The following is a 17,768-nucleotide window of genomic DNA, read 5'->3' on the forward strand; positions in this document are numbered from 1 at the left end:
CCGATGCCAACAAACTGGCCAAACTGGTGTCGCACTTTAACATCGACGGCAACCAGCAAGCACCTGCAGAGGACAGCGTCGTCGAGTTCAACACGCCATCGGCACATGGTTCGGATTGGGACATGGAACCCGAAACCCAGCCCCTTGCCGCAGCTGCCAATGGTGACCTTGGATCCTCCAAGGTTTGGCAGGACTTTTAATAAGCGGCTGCCGTTCTGTTAAAATCAAACATCGTAAAGGCCCCGCCACTTCACAGCGGGGCCTTCATATTATGAAAGCTGCGTCCACAATCAGACAAGTCCAAACATATCTGATTTGTGGTGCCAGTTCATTCCCATGGCGGCGTGTAAAAAGATGCCTTAATCCGATCCATAACCACCGTGGTTTTGAACCCCTTGATATCGGGGTTATCATATAGAAAATGACGTGTGAATTCTTCGTATTCTTCCATATCCCGAGCACTGATTATCAGCATAAAATCGGTATCACCGGTCACGTAATAGGCGCTCATCACCACAGGTTCGTTTCTGACCGACTTTTTGAAGTGGTCAATAATGTCCGAACGCTCGCGCTCGAGCTGCACAGATATGATCATGGTCAGCGACCGGCCAACAGCCGCACTTGAGACAACCGAGACGTCCCCTTCAATGACCTTGTCGTCACGCAAACGGTTTAGCCTACGCTGCGCCGAAGTTGGAGACAGCCCTACTTTTTCAGATAGCTGCGCAGATGTCAGCTGGTTGTTGATTTGAACCTCGTGAAGAATCTTTCGGTCCAAGGCATCCAAGGCGCGTGATTTACCCATCTGTGTCCTACTTCTGCATTTTCTATGCGCATTTTGGCAATCATTGCATCAAATGAACAGAGGCGCTTGTTAATATGACACTGCGGAAACATGGTTTGCGCAAGCACGTTGGCTCTCTTGATGGGGCCTTGCAAACGACCGTTTATAATTTTGAAAAATGAGGCGCTACCGTGACAACACCGAAGTTGGCGTTTTCCGTCCAGGAATATGAAACGCGGATCGCAAAAACCCGCAAATCGATGGAAGCGGCGGACATTCAGACGCTGATCATAACAGACCCTGCGAATATGGCTTGGTTGACTGGCTATGATGGCTGGTCCTTCTATGTCCACCAGGCGGTCGTGATTGGCCCAACCGGGCTGCCCCTGTGGTGGGGGCGCGCAATGGATGGGCTTGGGGCTAAGCGCACTGTGTTTATGTCCCACGATCATATCTTTGGTTACGAAGACATCTATGTGCAAAACCCAGAGAAACACCCGATGCAGGATCTGGCGCGACTGATCGTAGCACAGGGCTGGCAGAACACCCGTATCGGTCTGGAAATGGACAATTACTATTTCACGGCAGCCGCATACTTGTCGCTGGTACAGGCGCTGCCGGAAGCAACATGGGCAGATGCCAACGGCTTGGTGAATTGGCAGCGCGCCATAAAGAGCGAAACCGAAATCATCTATATGCGACGTGCAGCCAAAATCGTTGAAAAGATGCATGCCACCATTTTGGAAACCGCGACACCGGGCATGAAGAAAAATGATCTGGTTGCAAACATTTACCACGCCGCAATTTCCGGAGCGGATGGCCATTGGGGGGATTATCCTTCAATTGTTCCGCTAGCACCATCAGGTGCAGATGCAAGTGCCCCCCATCTGACTTGGGATGATGCGGAACTTAAGGTGGGAGAGGCCACATTTTTCGAGATTGCAGGTGTTCACCGTCGTTATCATGCACCACAGTCGCGCACTCTGTTTTTTGGCGAACCACCCAAGAAATACCGTGAGGCAGAAAATGCCGTTCTTGAAGCCGTTGCTGCGGGTATGGCCAAGGCGAAACCTGGAAATTTCGCCGAAGATATTGCCATCGCCTTCAATTCAACCCTGAACAAGTTGGGTTTTGAGAAAGACAGCCGCTGCGGTTATCCAATTGGACTGTCCTACCCGCCAGATTGGGGGGAACGCACCTACTCGCTCCGAAAGAACGACAAGACAGTACTGGAAGCAGGAATGACGTTCCACTTCATGCCAGCGCTGTGGCTGGATGATGGCGCGATCGAAATCACCGAGCCTGTTCTGATCACCGAAACAGGTGCTGAAAACCTGTGCAATACACCCGCCCAACTGGCAGTGAAGGGATAACAGATGCGCGAGTCTTCGGTAACACCCACTATTGATCTGGATGCTGACGGTGTTCACCACGGATATCTGCGTTTGCCTTATAGCCGCGATGACAGTGCATGGGGTTCTGTAATGATCCCCATCACTGTGGCCAAAAACGGGGATGGTCAAACCGCATTGTTAACAGGTGCCAACCACGGCGACGAATACGAAGGGCCGTTGGCGCTGGTGGAGATGGCAGCCAATATCCGGACGGAAGATATCACCGGAAGGGTTATAATCATTCCCTTCATGAACATGCCTGCGTTTATTGCAGGGTCGCGGACTTCCCCCATTGATGGGGGGAACCTGAACCGCGCATTTCCCGGTCGGCCTGACGGGAGTGTGACTGAGAAAATTGCCGACTATTTCCAGCGCTATCTTTTGCCGATGGCAGACATCGTTCTTGATTTCCACTCCGGTGGTAAAACGCTGGATTTCCTACCCTATGCAGCCTCACATCTGTTGGATGACAAAGAGCAGGAAGCCCGCTGTTGCGCGGCCCGAGATGCCTTTAACGCGCCATTCTCAATGCAGATGCTCGAAATTGATGCTGCTGGCATGTACGACGAAGCTGCTGAAAACATGGGCAAAACCTTTGTCACGACTGAACTGGGTGGCGGCGGTACTTCTTGTGTGGAAAGCGTGGAAATCGCGCGGAAAGGGGTGCGCAATGTCCTGATCCATGCGGGTATCATGAGCGGGAACTTGGAGGTCGCACCAACGCGCCACCTGTCCCAAACTGATAGCGATTGTTTCCACTTCGCAGAAACCCGCGGCGTTGTGGAATTCACCGTAAGTCTGGGTGATCCAATCAAGAAAGGCGCAGTTCTGGCCAAGATCTGGGAACTCCGCCGCACAGGGCATCCCCCGCAAGAAATTCGCGCAAAAATGGATGGGCTCTTGGCGGTTCGCCATACGCTCGGGCTGGTGCAACTGGGCGATTGCCTAGCGGTTCTCGCCCAAGAAAACACCTAAAAGAAAGACTGAAAATGCTGACCAATGATCAACTCGGCCAATGGGACCGGGAAAACTTCTTTCACCCTTCGACACACCTGGCACAACATGCGCGTGGCGACACACCAACACGCGTGATTACATCGGGTGAAGGCGTTCATATCACTGACCGTGACGGTCGCAAAATGTTGGATGCCTTTGCCGGTCTGTACTGTGTAAATGTCGGTTATGGACGGACCGAAATCGCCGAGGCGATTTCCAAGCAGGCACATGAACTGGCCTATTACCATTCCTATGTCGGTCACGGCACCGAAGCCTCAATCACCCTGGCCAAAATGATCCTCGACCGTGCGCCTGACAATATGTCTAAGGTCTATTTTGGGCAAAGCGGTTCGGATGCCAACGAAACCAACATCAAACTGGTTTGGTATTTCAACAACATTCTGGGTCGGCCTGAGAAAAAGAAAATTATCTCACGCTGGCGTGGCTATCACGGCTCTGGGCTGATGACAGGGTCGCTTACTGGGTTGGAACTGTTCCACAACAAATTTGACTTGCCATTGAGCCAGGTCATTCACACCGAAGCTCCCTACTACCTGCGCGGTGCCACAGCGGGGATGTCAGAAGAAGAGTTTGCCGCTGATTGCGCCGCAAAACTGGAAGAAATGATCTTGGCTGAAGGTCCAGACACAATTGCCGCCTTTATTGGTGAGCCTGTGCTGGGCACCGGTGGTATTGTCCCCCCCCCTACCGGATATTGGCCCGCTATTCAGGCCGTATTGAAGAAATACGACATTCTGCTGATTGCTGATGAAGTTGTAACCGGCTTTGGCCGTTTGGGCAGCATGTTTGGCTCGGAGCACTACGGCATCGAAGCAGATATCATCACTATCGCCAAAGGTCTGACCTCGGCCTATGCACCGCTTTCAGGATCCATTGTATCCGACAAGATGTGGAAAGTTCTGGAACAGGGCACAGATGAAAACGGCGCTATCGGGCATGGCTGGACCTATTCTGCCCATCCCATCGGAGCCGCGGCAGGTGTCGCCAACTTGGACTTGATTGACAAAATGGGTCTGGTGGAAAATTCTGGTACAACCGGTTCCTACATGCTGAACAAACTAACCGAAGCATTTGCAGATCACCCAAATGTTGCCCAGGTTCGTGGCGAAGGGTTGATGTGTGCGGTGGAGTTTGCAGAAGCGAAATCGCCGCTAAACCTCTATGATCCATCACGCAAAATTGGCCCGGCCATATCTGCAGCAATGGCGGAGAACAATGTAATCGCACGTGCAATGCCACAAGGCGACATCATCGGCTTTGCGCCACCTCTGTGCATCGCTCCAGATGAAGTGGATCAAGTTGTGTCAGTTGCGAAAGACGCGGTGACAAAAGTACTCGGGTAAGCCCTAGGCTGCTCGCATAACGAGCCATTGGATCCAGAGAGGGCACTTCGCCAGCTTGATCCAATGGCACAATGCTCACGTTTGTCAAATCCACAACCTTTCAAACACTCTATGCGCCGTATTCAGTGATCGATCTCCTGATAGGGAAACGTGGTGCATTGTCTCAAATTCCTTCCAGCTGCCCTTCGTGCTTCAATCGACACCAAGAAATGGATTTCGTTGGTTTCAGCTGATCGGGCGAATGATAGATCAGTTCTTCAATCCCATTTCCACACCCCATGTTAGCAATCAGCAGGTTTTCACGCCCAAGATTGCCACAAGCATTTAGCTTCACACCAGCAGAAGGATAAGATTTCAACTGTATCAGACACTCTTGTGCAGCTTCACTTTGAAATGCGCCATTGACCTTGAACCAACCCCATCGGTGGATTGATCCACCGTGATCGCGTCTCCTTCGTTTTAAATTCCTACATCCGCTTCATAGCGCTTCTGCCAGATACCTAGGTTGCTACAGGCCGTGTGGGCCGCTCTAGGACCCATACTCCGCAGTGGTTCAAACCCATCAAGCTTAATATCCCAGCGACTGGTTTGACCTGTTGTCTCAATGTAATAGAAATCATGTCCCTGATGCTCGAACATCCTCTCAATCAGATCTGAAGGCACCATAACATTGGGATTGGAGCCGAGATTGGCCAATTTCAAAAAGGTCAGAATGGTCTGGACGGTCTCATCAATGGACGTCTCAACCGCAACGGCGTCGAAAACACCATCCGCCTCCACTTTAAACTCTGGCTTTTGAAACCCTAAGCGAGAGGTGACATGAAGAAATGGCCTGAGCTGCAGTTATTCGTCGTTGCGATCTCTATTGGAGCATATCTGAGATAGCTCCACAAAACATCGTTGTTGACATTGGAATTCATGTTAGAGATGGAAGCACGTGAAGTGGTTTCAAAACAGGCGATTGTGCGGCTTGAAATCTGCTTAATTCGTAGTCTTCGTCTCAGCGTTTGCACGTTCTCCAGTCCTCTACCCTTAGACAGAAAGGCCGTTTCAATTGAAGCAGGACCATGATCTTTCAGAGAAGATTTACGGCGTTGATCGTTGGGGGAAAGGGCTCATCACGGTCTCTCCTGAAGGCGAGATATCCCTTAACGATCCGGCTCAGAATAGCTCCGGACCGATTAGTTTGCCTGGAATCCTCCACGATCTCGAACAACGGGGCATCTCTACACCATTGTTGCTGCGGGTCAGTTCGTTTCTCGAAAGTGAAATTCGCCACCTCAACGAGAGCTTTGCCGACGCAATTGAACGTGTCGGATATAAGGCTCCCTATCGTGGTGTCTTTCCAATCAAGGTGAACCAGCAGGCCCAGGTGGTGGACCGAATTGTGGAGTTTGGGCGACCATATGACTTTGGGCTTGAGGCCGGATCAAAACCTGAACTCGTGATCGCAATGGCGCACCGCTTGTCAAAAGATGCGTTGATTGTGTGTAACGGCGTCAAAGACGCCGAGTTCATTCGCCTTGCTATCCTCTCTCGCCGACTGGGTTTCAACACTGTCATCGTGCTGGAAAGTCCGAAGGAGGCCGAGACTGTAATTGAAGTGACCCGTGAACTTGGAATTGACCCGTTTCTGGGGGTGCGCGTAAAGCTGACCAACCAGATTGGTGGCAAGTGGCAGGAGAGCTCGGGCGACCGGTCAACTTTTGGTATGAATACAGATCAGTTGTTGCGGGTCGTGGATCGACTAAAAGAAGCGGACCTTATCCACTGCCTGAAGCTACAGCATTCGCATCTCGGAAGTCAGGTGCCCGACGTCAACGATGTCCGGCGGGCGACATCCGAAGCCTGTCGGTATTTTGTGGAGCTCACGCGTGAAGGCGCACCGTTGAGCCATCTGGATCTCGGCGGCGGCTTAGGCGTGGACTATACCGGAGAAAAACGCAGCAGCGACAATTCCATCAACTACACAGTCGAGGAATACTGTGCGAACATGGTCGAAACTGTTGCTTATGCCATGGATGAAGCCAAGCTTGCCCATCCGGTGCTGGTAACAGAAAGTGGCCGCGCGGTGGTTGCCACGTCTTCGATGCTAATCTTTGATGTCTTGGAAACCACACTCTACGACGCTCCCGACGCTCCCGAAGTTGCCACGGATGACCATCATCTGGTTACTGATCTTGCTGCTGTAAGGGGGTATTTGGTCCGTGATCGAATTCAAGAGTGCTGGAATGACGCCACCTTTTACCGAGATGAATTGCGCGCGTTGTTTCGTCGCGGTGTGGTTGATCTGCGGCAGATGGCGCGTGCTGAACGAATTTACCTCTCACTTACAGCCCAAATCAAGGCGATGGTGGCAGCTTCAGATACGGTAGGTGAATTGGAAGAACAGTTGGAAAAAGTGGCTGACGTGTATCATTGCAACTTTTCTCTCTTTCAGTCACTGCCAGACGTTTGGGCTATCGACCAGCTCCATCCAATCGTTCCCCTGCAAATGCTGAACGTAAAACCTGACCGCCGGGCTATTTTGTCCGATATCACCTGCGACAGTGACGGCAAGGTGGATCAGTTCATTCTGGCAGATGGGATCTCACCCTCCCTGCCCGTGCACTCGCTCCCCGAAGACCGCCCTTACTACCTAGGTGTCTTCTTTGTTGGTGCATATCAGGAAACACTGGGCGATCTGCATAACCTGTTTGGCGATACAAATGTGGTCACGATTGATCTTCGGGCTGACGGCGGCTTTGACCTCCTGCACGAACAGGAGGGTGACACCATTTCCGAAGTGCTTTCCTATGTTGAATTCGATCCAGCCGACTGTGTCGCCGCCTTCCGCAAGATGGTGGACGAGGCGATCTCTGGAGGATCCGTGAAGGCCAGCGAGCGCAAAATTCTGATGGGGGCCTATCGGGACTCTATCAATGGATATACCTACTATGAACAACCCCGGTAAGGAGGGAACCACCATGGGCAAAACACTTGTCGTGGGTGCTGGCGGCGTAAGTCACGCAGCGGTGCACAAGATGGCTATGAATGCAGATATTTTCACCGAAATCACATTGGCCAGCCGCACCAAGTCCAAATGCGATGCAATCGCTGCAAGCGTTAGGGAACGCACGGGTATCGAAATCAAGACAGCCGCTCTTGATGCCATGGACGTAGCCGCTACGGTCGCACTTATCCGTGAAACCGGTGCCGAACTGCTGGTGAACCTTGCTCTGCCCTATCAGGACCTTGTCCTGATGGACGCCTGCCTTGAAGCCGGTTGCCACTACTTGGACACTGCGAACTATGAGCCAGAAGACGTGGCTAAATTCGAGTATCATTGGCAGTGGGCCTATCAGGACCGTTTCAAAGGGGCAGGTCTAACAGCCATTCTCGGCTCTGGTTTTGACCCAGGCGTGACCAGCGTGTTTGCGACCTGGCTTCGCAAGCACAAGCTTAAAACCATTCGCCAAATCGACGTTTTGGATGCCAATGGCGGGTCAAACGATCAGACCTTTGCTACCAACTTCAATCCTGAAATCAACCTGCGTGAAGTGCTGCAAGAAGCTCGTCACTGGGAAGGCGGTGAGTGGAAAACCTCTCCGGCTATGACACATAAGGTCGAGTTCGATTTCCCTGGCATCGGGCCCAAAAACATGTACCTGATGTACCACGAAGAACTGGAAAGCCTTTCAAGCCATTTCTCTGAAATTGAGCGGGCCCGCTTTTGGATGACCTTTGGTGACGCATACATCACCCATGCAAAAGTTCTGGAAAGTGTCGGCATGACCCGCATCGATCCTGTGATGCATGATGGTCAGGAGATCATTCCGATCCAGTTTCTGAAAACTCTGTTACCCGATCCCGGTGATCTAGGTGCAGAAACTAAAGGCAAAGCCTGTATTGGCGACATTGCCACCGGTGAAGCAATTGATGGCTCGGGTGAGAAAACCTATTACATCTACAACATCTGTGACCATCAAGATTGCTTCCGCGAAGTCGGCAGTCAAGCCGTCAGCTACACGACCGGGGTTCCGGCTATGATCGGCGCGGCTCAGGTTTTGAGTGGCAACTGGAAGGAACCCGGTGTTTGGAACATGGAGCAGCTTGATCCCGACAACTTCATGGACATGCTGAACGCCCATGGCCTGCCCTGGCAGGTGCATGAATTGGACGGCCCAGTTACTTTCTAAAATCAGGCCCGGCGGCAACGCCGGGCAGCGACACCATCCGCGGCCAGACCCAACTCACCGCGCTCTATTCTGGATGATATGATGTCTGAGATGATGACAACTCAGGCCGGCGAACCCGGTGCCTTCCGAGAGTTTGATCTTGGCCGCGTCCCGTCGCCATCATTTGTGGTCGACGAGGTTGCGATTGAGCGCAACCTTAAGGTCCTTGCCGAGGTAGCAGACCGCTCAGGCGCGCATGTTTTGGCCGCACTCAAAGCTTTTTCGATGTACTCTCTTGCCCCCTTGGTGCGTCACTATCTTGGTGGCACCTGCGCCAGCGGCCTGTACGAGGCACGGCTAGGACGCGAAGAATATGGTGGAGAAGTTGCCACTTTTTGCGCAGGCTACAAAACAAATGAAATAGACGAGATCATAGCGCTTTCGGATCATTTGATTTTTAACAGCCCAATGCAAAAGGCCCGGTTCCTTGCAAAGTGCAAAGCCGCTGGCAAGCAAGTTGGCCTGCGTATCAATCCAGAACATTCTGAAGGTGAAGTGGCAAAATACGACCCTTGCGCGCCTTGCTCACGCCTTGGAACGCCGATAAGCCAACTAACCCCTGAAACAATGCAAGGTGTCGACGGGGTGCATATGCATACCCTGTGCGAACAGGGATTTGCCCCCCTGGCGCGGACTTGGGACGCAGTTGAACCCATTTTGAAGCCCTATATGCAAGGACTTAAGTGGCTGAATTTTGGCGGAGGGCATCACATCACCCGCGAAGATTATGATCGTGAGGCGCTGATCGCCTTTGTCCAAAAGATCCGCGCCACTTATGGTGTCGACGTGTATCTTGAACCAGGCGAAGCCGTTGCTCTCGATGCAGGTGTTCTGGTTGGCGAAGTCCTGGACCTGCCCGAAAACGGCATGCCCCTTGCCATCACGGACATTTCAGCGACCTGCCACATGCCTGACGTGATCGAGGCTCCGTACCGCCCAGCCTTGATGGACGAGGCTAAACAGGGCTATAGCTATCGCTTGGGCGGCCCATCCTGCTTGGCAGGCGATGTGATCGGGGACTACACATTTCTCCACCCACTGGAAGTCGGAGAGCGCTTCGCATTCCTTGACCAAGCCCACTATTCAATGGTCAAGACCAACACCTTCAACGGCGTTCCCCTGCCCACGATTGCCTTGTGGAACAGTGAGACCGACGATTTGCAGATTGTTAAGCAATTTGGGTACGAGCATTTCAAGGAACGCCTGTCATGAGTATCTTTCTAGATAGCGAACTGTCAGCGTCTGAGCGGACAGAAGATGCCCGCTTTCGCGTGATTCCGGTGCCATTGGAACGAACCGTTTCCTATGGCTCCGGCACAGCCAAAGGACCGGGCGCAATTCTTGAAGCCTCAAACGAGCTAGAGCGGTTGTGCAATGGGGTAGAACCCTGCGCCTCAGGCATCGTTACCGAACCTGCACTAAACTGCGAGGGCCCATTGCCAGAAGTGATGGAGCGCCTTGCCGAAAGAACCGAAGCCGCCGTGCGTGCAGGTAAAGTGCCTGTAACCTTGGGCGGCGAACATTCTTTGAGTTACGGTGCAGTGATGGGCGTGTCTCGCGCGCTGGGACAACCAATTGGCCTTATACAGATAGATGCACATGCGGATCTACGTGTGGCTTACCAGAGCGAAAAGCACTCCCATGCTTCTGTCATGCACCTGCTGGCAGAGGAGGGCATAAAGCTTGCGCAATTTGGGGTGCGTGCACTTTGCAGTGAAGAAGTCGAAAGCCGCAAAAGAAACCATGTTTTTTATGTGGATGCGGAAGAGCTGGTCACTGGCAACATCCACACGATCGACCTTCCACAAGATTTTCCCGAATTGGTCTATGTCAGCTTCGACGTGGATGGGTTGGACCCATCACAGATGCCAGCCACCGGCACGCCAGTCCCTGGTGGGCTGAGTTATTATCAAGCTTTGCATCTTGTCGAACACGCGCTGAAAGGGCGCCGTTGCGTGGGGCTCGATGTGGTCGAACTGGCGCCTAACGAAAACACTGCTTGGGATTTCACCGCGGCCCAAATTGTTTACCGCCTGATGGCCGCATGCCTCAAGCATGAGCCCCCCTCTTGAGCAAGGCGATACCCGAAGCTAAGCGAATGCACGGTTCGACACTTAGTTCATACTGTCACGGAAACAATTGGCGTCACAGACGCAATCTTCCAAAACCCATTCCGTAGCAAGAAGTAACGATCAAATCACTTCTGCACTGATGTCGCCGCTGACCCTGCACTATGGTTCATCTGCTGGGTTTCAACAACACCTTCTCAAATGGCAATTTCGAACCTGCCCTTTTTGAAGCCCCCTTTGGTGCTCCATCAAGCCAGCTTCCTTTCGAAAACTTCCAGTTCAGTTTGCCTGAGCATTGTTAACAGCCCTATACGCAATTGCAGAATCTAAAAAGGTTCAGGTTACATCGCAGACAATCCTGCATTTGTGTTTAAAAAGAACTGGGAGAAAACCGGGGTGCTAGCAGCACCGATCCCACGCGCATTTTCACCAATGCTGCCGGTTTCAATCTGCGGCGCAATCAGGCCCCGTGTATCCTGATTAACCAGGTATCGCTTTACGCGATCGACCAATTCTTCTCTGATAGATGCAGGAAATGCGCCGTCGATCAGGATTGCTTCAAAATCGACCACCGAGCAAATCGAAAGCGATGCCTTAGCCAGCTCTTGTGCAGTTTCGCCAAGCCATGGATCAACATAGCGCGACAAGGCGCTCCAGTCCTGCGGCTGTTGCCAGAGAATGTCAGGGTCTAGGCCAGCTTCGATCAAACGTGCTTCGAGCAAATGAATAGAGGCGACATCAACCAATTGCCGACTTTCCCCAAGCGGTCCAGTTGTGCGCATCGCTCCGAGCGCGCCTGCGTTGCCCTGATTGCCTTCGAATACGGTATTGTTCATCACGATGCCGCCGCCGACAAACGATCCGATGAAAAAATATGCGTAGTCCCTGAACTCTTTGCCACGACCATATAGATGTTCAGCCCGGCAAGCAGCCGTTGCATCGTTTACAACAAATACTGGCAAGTCACTGAACCGACTGATTTCTCGATCAAAGTCGATATCTCGCCATGATTGAAACTTTTGGGCCGCGGCACCAACCAAGTCATTCCATTTCCAGAGTTCAAATGGAGTGGCTATACCAATCCCGCATAGTCGATTTATCGCGTCCGTTTCCATTACGCCCAGAGTGCTGGCAAGACTTTTCTCAAGAAAACCAAACACGGTTTCAGGCAAGGGGTAGTCATATGTCATCTGGTCCTGCAGACGGATATTTCCGTTAAAATCCGATAACAGCAGATCGACCCCACGCCGCCCAATTTTTACGCCAAATGATAATACACCATCGGCATTCAAGTTCATCGGAATTGACGGTTTGCCGACCTTGCCCCGCACCGGCTCACCACGCTTCAGAAAGCCATCTTTCTCCAGCTTGCGCAAAATGGTAGACACAGTCGGTGCAGACAATCCGGTTCGTCGGGCTATATCGCTTCCTGGCATCGCGCCCTGGCGCTGCAACATGGACAGAAGCAAACGTTCATTATGGTCGCGAAGCCCGCTCTGGTTCACGCCCCCACTTAAGTTTCTGATTTTTCCACCATCCATGAGGCCTACCATAATCCCCTCCTTTCACTTAGGGAAGTTATCGCAGACCTCTTAATTAATAAAGTTTATTTATTTATTGACAGTGAGATCAGAATCGAGCCTTTTAAGAAGGCAACCCGCGGCATTGCACTTGCTGGGGTTCGGATTTGGGAGGAGCCTGATCCGACAAATTGGAATGATCCTCGGGAGGACATTATGAAAAAACTTCTGACTTCTTCGACCCTGGCTTTGGCTGCAATGGTCGGTACCGCATCGGCTGATGACATCAGCGCCTGCTTGATTACCAAAACTGACACAAACCCGTTCTTCGTGAAGATGCGTGAAGGTGCCGAGGCTAAGGCGGCCGAGCTGGGCATCACCCTCAACAGCTATGCTGGCAAAGTTGACGGCGACCACGAGACCCAGGTAGCAGCCATTGAAACCTGCATCGCCAATGGTGCCAATGGCATTTTGTTGACCGCATCTGACACCAGTTCGATCGTGCCTGCCGTTCAGCAAGCCCGTGACGCCGGTCTTGTGGTGATTGCACTGGATACACCGCTTGAGCCGATCAATGCCGCTGATATGACCTTTGCAACCGACAACTTCCTTGCGGGTGAGTTGATTGGCCAATGGGCCGCCGCTGCTTTGGGGGATGACGCTGCAAATGCAAAGATTGCGATGCTTGATCTGGGCGTAAGCCAGCCAACTGTAGGCGTGCTGCGCGATCAGGGTTTTTTGCAGGGCTTTGGCATTGAACTCGGCGATCCAAACAAATGGGGTGATGAAACGGACCCACGTATTGTTGGCAACGACGTGACCGCAGGCAACGAAGAAGGTGGCCGCAAGGCAATGGAGAACCTTCTGGCCAAAGATCCGTCCATCAACGTTGTTTACACCATCAACGAACCAGCTGCTGCCGGCGCTTATGAGGCCCTGAAATCGTTTGGTCGTGAGAATGACGTTCTGATTGTGTCTGTTGACGGTGGCTGCCCTGGCGTCGCTGACGTCAAGGACGGTGTCATCGGAGCCACTTCGCAGCAGTACCCGCTACTGATGGCCTCCAAAGGTATCGAAGCAATCGCTGCGTGGGCCAAAGATGGTGTCAAACCTCAGGCGACTGATGGAAAAGACTTCTTTGATACTGGTGTGGCTTTGGTCACCGATCATCCGGTTGATGGTGTCGAAAGTGTCGACACCGCCAAGGGTGCAGATCTCTGCTGGGGTTGATCCAAGCCCTACTCACCTGAATACTGATGGAAAGGGCGGGCATCGACCCGCCTTTTCTACCAATACCCTTTGTTTCATCGACGGGGAGGAAACCAATGACCCAGTCCGATAATTTCGAGGTCGCTGCGGGCAGCGCGAAACCCGAAATCGCCTCATTTGACGATCACGAAAAAGGGCTTGTTGCTCGTTTTCACCATGCGTTACACACAACGCCTGCTCTTGTCCCATTGATCGTTCTATTGGCAGCTGTTGTTGTCTTTGGTCTTATTCTGGGCTCAAAATTCTTTTCGCCTTTTGCCCTAACATTGATACTGCAACAGGTTCAGATCGTTGGTATCGTCGCTGCTGCCCAATCGCTTGTCATTCTCACCGCCGGGATCGACCTGAGCGTCGGAGCGATTGCGGTGATCTCATCGGTGCTGATGGGTCAGTTTACATTCCGTTACGGTGTACCACCTGTTGTGTCCGTCGCATGTGGTTTGGCCTTTGGCACCGCCATCGGTGCGGTGAATGGCTGGCTGATTGCCCGGATGAAGCTGCCGCCCTTTATTGTCACACTGGGAATGTGGCAAATTGTTCTAGCCGCCAACTTTCTCTATTCCGCCAACGAAACCATCCGCTCGCAAGACATCGCCAAACAGGCCCCACTTTTGCAATTGCTCGGGGCCAAATTCAAAGTTGGCGGCGCAGTTTTCACCCTTGGCGTCGTCTTGATGATCGTGCTGGTTCTGATGTTGGCCTATGTGCTGAAACACACGGCCTGGGGCCGACATGTTTACGCTGTGGGTGATGACCCCGAGGCAGCTGAACTGTCAGGTGTGAACGTCAAGAGGGTGCTGATTTCGGTTTACGCGCTGGCAGGATTGATCTGTGCCTTTGCCGGTTGGGCTTTGATTGGCCGCATTGGCTCGGTCTCACCAACTTCTGGGCAACTTCTCAACATCGAAAGCATTACCGCGGTGGTCATCGGGGGCATCTCCCTGTTTGGCGGACGCGGCTCTATACTAGGCACGATGTTTGGGGCTCTCATTGTTGGGGTTTTCACTCTGGGTCTTCGTTTGTCCGGCGCAGACGCGCAATGGACATTCCTGCTGATCGGCGCGCTCATCATTGCTGCGGTTGCCGTAGACCAGTGGATCAGAAAGGTAGCTGCATAATGGAACCAATTTTGAAAGGTCGCGGTCTAGTGAAACGCTACGGCAAAGTTACTGCACTCGACAAGTGTGACTTTGACCTTATGCCCGGTGAGATCCTTGCGGTCATTGGCGACAACGGGGCCGGGAAAAGCTCGCTCATCAAGGCCGTGTCCGGCGCCGTGATCCCCGATGAAGGCACGGTAACGCTAGAGGGTAAGGACGTGAATTTCTCTTCTCCCATCGCGGCCCGAGAGGCCGGGATAGAAACGGTGTATCAGACCCTTGCTATGTCCCCTGCCCTGTCGATTGCCGACAATATGTTCATGGGACGTGAAATGCGAAAGCCCGGGTTTCGGGGCAAATGGCTACGCCAGCTTGATCGCGCTGCAATGGAAAAATTCGCCCGCGATAAACTGACCGAACTGGGGTTGATGACAATCCAGAATATCAACCAGGCTGTCGAAACTCTCTCTGGTGGACAACGACAAGGTGTCGCCGTGGCGCGGGCTGCTGCATTTGGTTCCAAAGTTATTATTTTGGACGAGCCAACTGCCGCCCTAGGCGTCAAGGAAAGCCGCAAGGTGCTGGAGCTGATCCAGGACGTCAAATCGCGCGGCATTCCGATCATTCTGATCAGTCACAACATGCCTCATGTGTTCGAGGTAGCGGATCGCATCCATGTACACCGTCTTGGCAAACGGCTCTGTGTCATTGACCCCAAGGACTACACAATGTCTGACGCGGTTGCCTTTATGACCGGCGCAAAAGAAGCCCCCAAAGCAGCATGAGCAGCATAATACCCTCTCTCGAGGAACTGGCGGCCCATGTTCTGGCGTCCCCCCGGTCGGGGGTGCGTCGTTTGGTGGCCTTAGCCGGACCTCCGGCCAGTGGAAAGTCCACCCAGGCAGACATACTTGCCAATCGGTTAAACGAGGAAGGTTGCGCTGCTCAGGTTTTGCCGATGGATGGCTTCCACTTGCACAACGAGATCCTTGTTGAACGCGGTCTTCTCAACAGAAAGGGGGCCCCTGAAACGTTTGACATCCAGGGGTTCTTGCAACTTGTTATCCGGCTTCATAATGAACCCGAAATCTACTTCCCCACTTTTGATCGATCCCGGGATATTGCCATCGCAGCTGCGGGCTGTGTGAACAAGACCTGCGACACTGTAATTGTCGAAGGCAACTATCTTCTGTTTGATAGACCAAATTGGCGAGACTTGCGCCATCAGTGGGACCTAGCCCTGAGGCTGGAGGTTCCAGAGGCCACTTTAAAACATCGGCTTCTGGAACGTTGGTTATCGTATGGACTTTCACCAGAACAAGCCAGAAGACGAGCCGAAGAAAATGATCTGGCGAATGCCAAGGTGATAGAAGAATGCGCCTTGCCTGCAGACATTGTAATCTAACCTAAAAGGAAAACGGACGTGATACTCTGCTGCGGTGAAGCCCTGATCGACATGATACCCTCGCCAACGACGGGTGGGGGCACAGGTTTCGTGCCTCATTCGGGGGGGGCTGTCTTCAACACCGCCATCGCCTTGGGGCGGCTGGGCGTTCAGACAGGTTTGCTGAGCGGAATTTCGAGCGACATGTTTGGCCAGCAATTGATGGCTGCATTGAAGGCTAGCCAAGTAAATACGTCAAACATCATTGGTTCTGATCGGCCAACCACACTAGCATTTGTACAACTCATCGAAGGTCAGGCAGCATATAGTTTTTTTGACGAAAACACCGCCGGGCGAATGCTAGACTTACAAGAAATTCCGATCCTACCAGCTGGCGTATCGACGCTGTTTTTTGGAGGGATCAGTCTGGCTTGTGAACCCTGCGCAGATGCCTATGCCGCCTTGCTGGAACGCGACGGTGGTGATCGGGTGGTTATGCTGGACCCAAACATCCGCCCGGGATTTATACAGGACGAAACGCGCTACCGCGCTCGGATTGAACAAATGATCGCACGGGCGGATATCGTCAAGGTATCTGATGAAGACCTGAATTGGTTGGTCCCCGGATCGATGTCGTTGCGCCAAAAAGCAAAGATCATGCTGGAAAAGGGACCGTCTGTGATCATCCTGACCCGAGGTAGTGAGGGGGCTATGGGCTTTCTACCCAACGGAACCGAGGTGAGGGTCGCCGCTGAAGAAGTGCAAGTTGTCGACACGGTTGGAGCCGGGGACACTTTCAATGCCGGTGTACTGGCCAAACTTTCCGATCTCGACCTACTAAGGAAGGGCGAGCTGAAAACGCTACCCGTCCAGTCACTAGAAGAGGCGCTCGTGCAGGGCGCCAAAACTGCCGCTATTGCCGTGTCGCGCTCCGGTGCAAATCCCCCCTGGGCCGATGAGCTTTAAGGTGAACTGGATATGTTAATTCTCTGACGAAAAGTCCAACGGCCCGTACAGGCAGTTTGCTCGACTTCGCCCGTGTCTTCCTCAGTTAAGGTGGCAACTCCTAGCAGCGATTGCTCACACAAGCCCCTTTTTTCGTAGTCGAGAAGTGTGTCACCATCGCGGTCTTTGTTGCACAAGTTAAACGACGGTCGTGTTTCCCGCTACCCCAGTCGGACTTTGCCCGCAGGTTCAGTGCTGGGTATACCAATAAAGGAGTCGCGGTTGAGGACTGATCTGTGTCGCCCCACTGGACAGAGCGACACTGGCGAAGGATGTGAATTTGGGCTTCCGAGGCTTGCTGATCGGGAGACTTCCTACACTACATCCTCTGACCGCTTCGTTTCGGGCAATAGCCCTGACGCTCCTCGGCATCCAGAGTTTGGTATGCTTGCGCGGTGAAAATACGGCATGGGCGTCTCTAGCAACGCATTTACTTGTGTTACCAGGTTGCTCCGTGGAATTGCAGTGATAGCTAATCAGTTTGCCGGCGTATAGTATTGCTAAACCATCTCGCCACAAACCGGTCCCGTGCGCTTCCGCAGTGTTTCCAACCTTTGGCTCATCAAACCTGTCCTCGTTCCCCCCTTCAGCTCCCTGGTGTTTCCAGCTCCGAGCCACGAACGCCAGAAGCGCACCTTTTGGGCGCCATTGTGTTGTTCTGCATGA

At 52.8% G+C, this 17,768-nt stretch carries 15 protein-coding genes and 2 pseudogenes; 13 read left to right on the forward strand and 4 right to left on the reverse strand.

The annotated features are described in order from the left end of the window. Window positions 1-200 (forward strand): annotated as a pseudogene (locus tag GO984_RS23445) (hypothetical protein); the annotation flags it as partial. 128 nt (window positions 201-328) lie between these two features. On the opposite strand, the gene GO984_RS23135 reads toward GO984_RS23445, so the two are convergent. Next, window positions 329-805: an Lrp/AsnC family transcriptional regulator gene (locus tag GO984_RS23135; protein WP_157024902.1), complete on the reverse strand. Its 477-nt coding sequence runs from the start codon at window positions 803-805 to the stop codon at window positions 329-331. A gap of 170 nt (window positions 806-975) precedes the next feature. Here GO984_RS23135 and GO984_RS23140 point away from each other — a divergent pair, with 170 nt between their 5' ends. The 3 genes from GO984_RS23140 to GO984_RS23150 are packed head-to-tail and all read left to right on the forward strand — an operon-like array spanning window position 976 to window position 4,538. Continuing rightward, window positions 976-2,157, forward strand: coding sequence for a M24 family metallopeptidase (locus GO984_RS23140; protein WP_167740496.1), 1,182 nt, complete (start codon window positions 976-978; stop codon window positions 2,155-2,157). A 3-nt stretch (window positions 2,158-2,160) separates the two neighbouring features. Continuing rightward, window positions 2,161-3,153, forward strand: a complete 993-nt coding sequence (gene doeB, locus GO984_RS23145; protein WP_157024903.1) for a N(2)-acetyl-L-2,4-diaminobutanoate deacetylase DoeB — start codon at window positions 2,161-2,163, stop codon at window positions 3,151-3,153. Window positions 3,154-3,167: 14 nt separating this feature from the next. After that, window positions 3,168-4,538, forward strand: coding sequence for an aspartate aminotransferase family protein (locus GO984_RS23150; protein ID WP_157024904.1), 1,371 nt, complete (start codon window positions 3,168-3,170; stop codon window positions 4,536-4,538). Between the two features lie 459 nt (window positions 4,539-4,997). Here the strand turns inward: GO984_RS23150 and GO984_RS23155 are convergent, their stop codons facing one another. Beyond that, entirely contained in the window at window positions 4,998-5,318 is a 321-nt protein-coding gene (locus tag GO984_RS23155; RefSeq protein ID WP_157024905.1) for a hypothetical protein, read from the reverse strand. A 274-nt stretch (window positions 5,319-5,592) separates the two neighbouring features. Between GO984_RS23155 and speA the strand changes: the two genes are divergently transcribed. The 4 genes from speA (at window position 5,593) to speB (ending at window position 10,827) form a co-directional block, all read left to right on the forward strand. Next, window positions 5,593-7,491 carry a biosynthetic arginine decarboxylase gene (gene speA, locus GO984_RS23160; protein ID WP_157024906.1) on the forward strand — a complete coding sequence of 633 codons (1,899 nt, stop codon included), beginning with the start codon at window positions 5,593-5,595 and terminating at the stop codon, window positions 7,489-7,491. Next, window positions 7,460-8,716: a saccharopine dehydrogenase family protein gene (locus tag GO984_RS23165; protein WP_245231231.1), complete on the forward strand. Its 1,257-nt coding sequence runs from the start codon at window positions 7,460-7,462 to the stop codon at window positions 8,714-8,716. Before speA ends, GO984_RS23165 begins: the two co-directional genes overlap by 32 nt. An 81-nt stretch (window positions 8,717-8,797) precedes the next feature. Beyond that, window positions 8,798-9,967 carry a carboxynorspermidine decarboxylase gene (gene nspC / locus GO984_RS23170; RefSeq protein WP_157024907.1) on the forward strand — a complete coding sequence of 390 codons (1,170 nt, stop codon included), beginning with the start codon at window positions 8,798-8,800 and terminating at the stop codon, window positions 9,965-9,967. Beyond that, window positions 9,964-10,827, forward strand: coding sequence for an agmatinase (speB, locus tag GO984_RS23175; protein WP_157024908.1), 864 nt, complete (start codon window positions 9,964-9,966; stop codon window positions 10,825-10,827). Before nspC ends, speB begins: the two co-directional genes overlap by 4 nt. A 338-nt stretch (window positions 10,828-11,165) precedes the next feature. Here the strand turns inward: speB and GO984_RS23180 are convergent, their stop codons facing one another. Then, a complete protein-coding gene (locus GO984_RS23180; RefSeq protein ID WP_157024915.1) occupies window positions 11,166-12,365 on the reverse strand; it encodes an ROK family transcriptional regulator in 1,200 nt (399 codons plus the stop codon). A gap of 195 nt (window positions 12,366-12,560) precedes the next feature. Here GO984_RS23180 and GO984_RS23185 point away from each other — a divergent pair, with 195 nt between their 5' ends. From GO984_RS23185 to GO984_RS23205, 5 genes are all read left to right on the forward strand, one after another. Continuing rightward, window positions 12,561-13,574: a sugar ABC transporter substrate-binding protein gene (locus GO984_RS23185; RefSeq protein WP_157024909.1), complete on the forward strand. Its 1,014-nt coding sequence runs from the start codon at window positions 12,561-12,563 to the stop codon at window positions 13,572-13,574. Between the two features lie 95 nt (window positions 13,575-13,669). Beyond that, window positions 13,670-14,731, forward strand: a complete 1,062-nt coding sequence (locus GO984_RS23190) for an ABC transporter permease (RefSeq protein ID WP_157024910.1) — start codon at window positions 13,670-13,672, stop codon at window positions 14,729-14,731. Continuing rightward, window positions 14,731-15,498, forward strand: a complete 768-nt coding sequence (locus GO984_RS23195) for an ATP-binding cassette domain-containing protein (RefSeq protein ID WP_157024911.1) — start codon at window positions 14,731-14,733, stop codon at window positions 15,496-15,498. Before GO984_RS23190 ends, GO984_RS23195 begins: the two co-directional genes overlap by 1 nt. Beyond that, the gene (locus tag GO984_RS23200) at window positions 15,495-16,118 is read left to right on the forward strand and encodes a nucleoside/nucleotide kinase family protein (RefSeq protein ID WP_157024912.1); all 624 of its coding nucleotides are present in this window, start codon (window positions 15,495-15,497) and stop codon (window positions 16,116-16,118) included. The genes GO984_RS23195 and GO984_RS23200 overlap by 4 nt, the downstream gene beginning before the upstream one ends. 18 nt (window positions 16,119-16,136) lie before the next feature. Beyond that, a complete protein-coding gene (locus GO984_RS23205) occupies window positions 16,137-17,063 on the forward strand; it encodes a PfkB family carbohydrate kinase (protein WP_167740497.1) in 927 nt (308 codons plus the stop codon). Window positions 17,064-17,423: 360 nt separating this feature from the next. Here GO984_RS23205 and GO984_RS23765 read toward each other — a convergent pair. Next, window positions 17,424-17,525 (reverse strand): annotated as a pseudogene (locus tag GO984_RS23765) (IS5/IS1182 family transposase); the annotation flags it as partial. Window positions 17,526-17,768: the final 243 nt, after the last annotated feature.

It is taken from the genome of Parasedimentitalea huanghaiensis (genome assembly GCF_009753675.1).
Taxonomy (GTDB): Bacteria; Pseudomonadota; Alphaproteobacteria; order Rhodobacterales; family Rhodobacteraceae; genus Parasedimentitalea; species Parasedimentitalea huanghaiensis.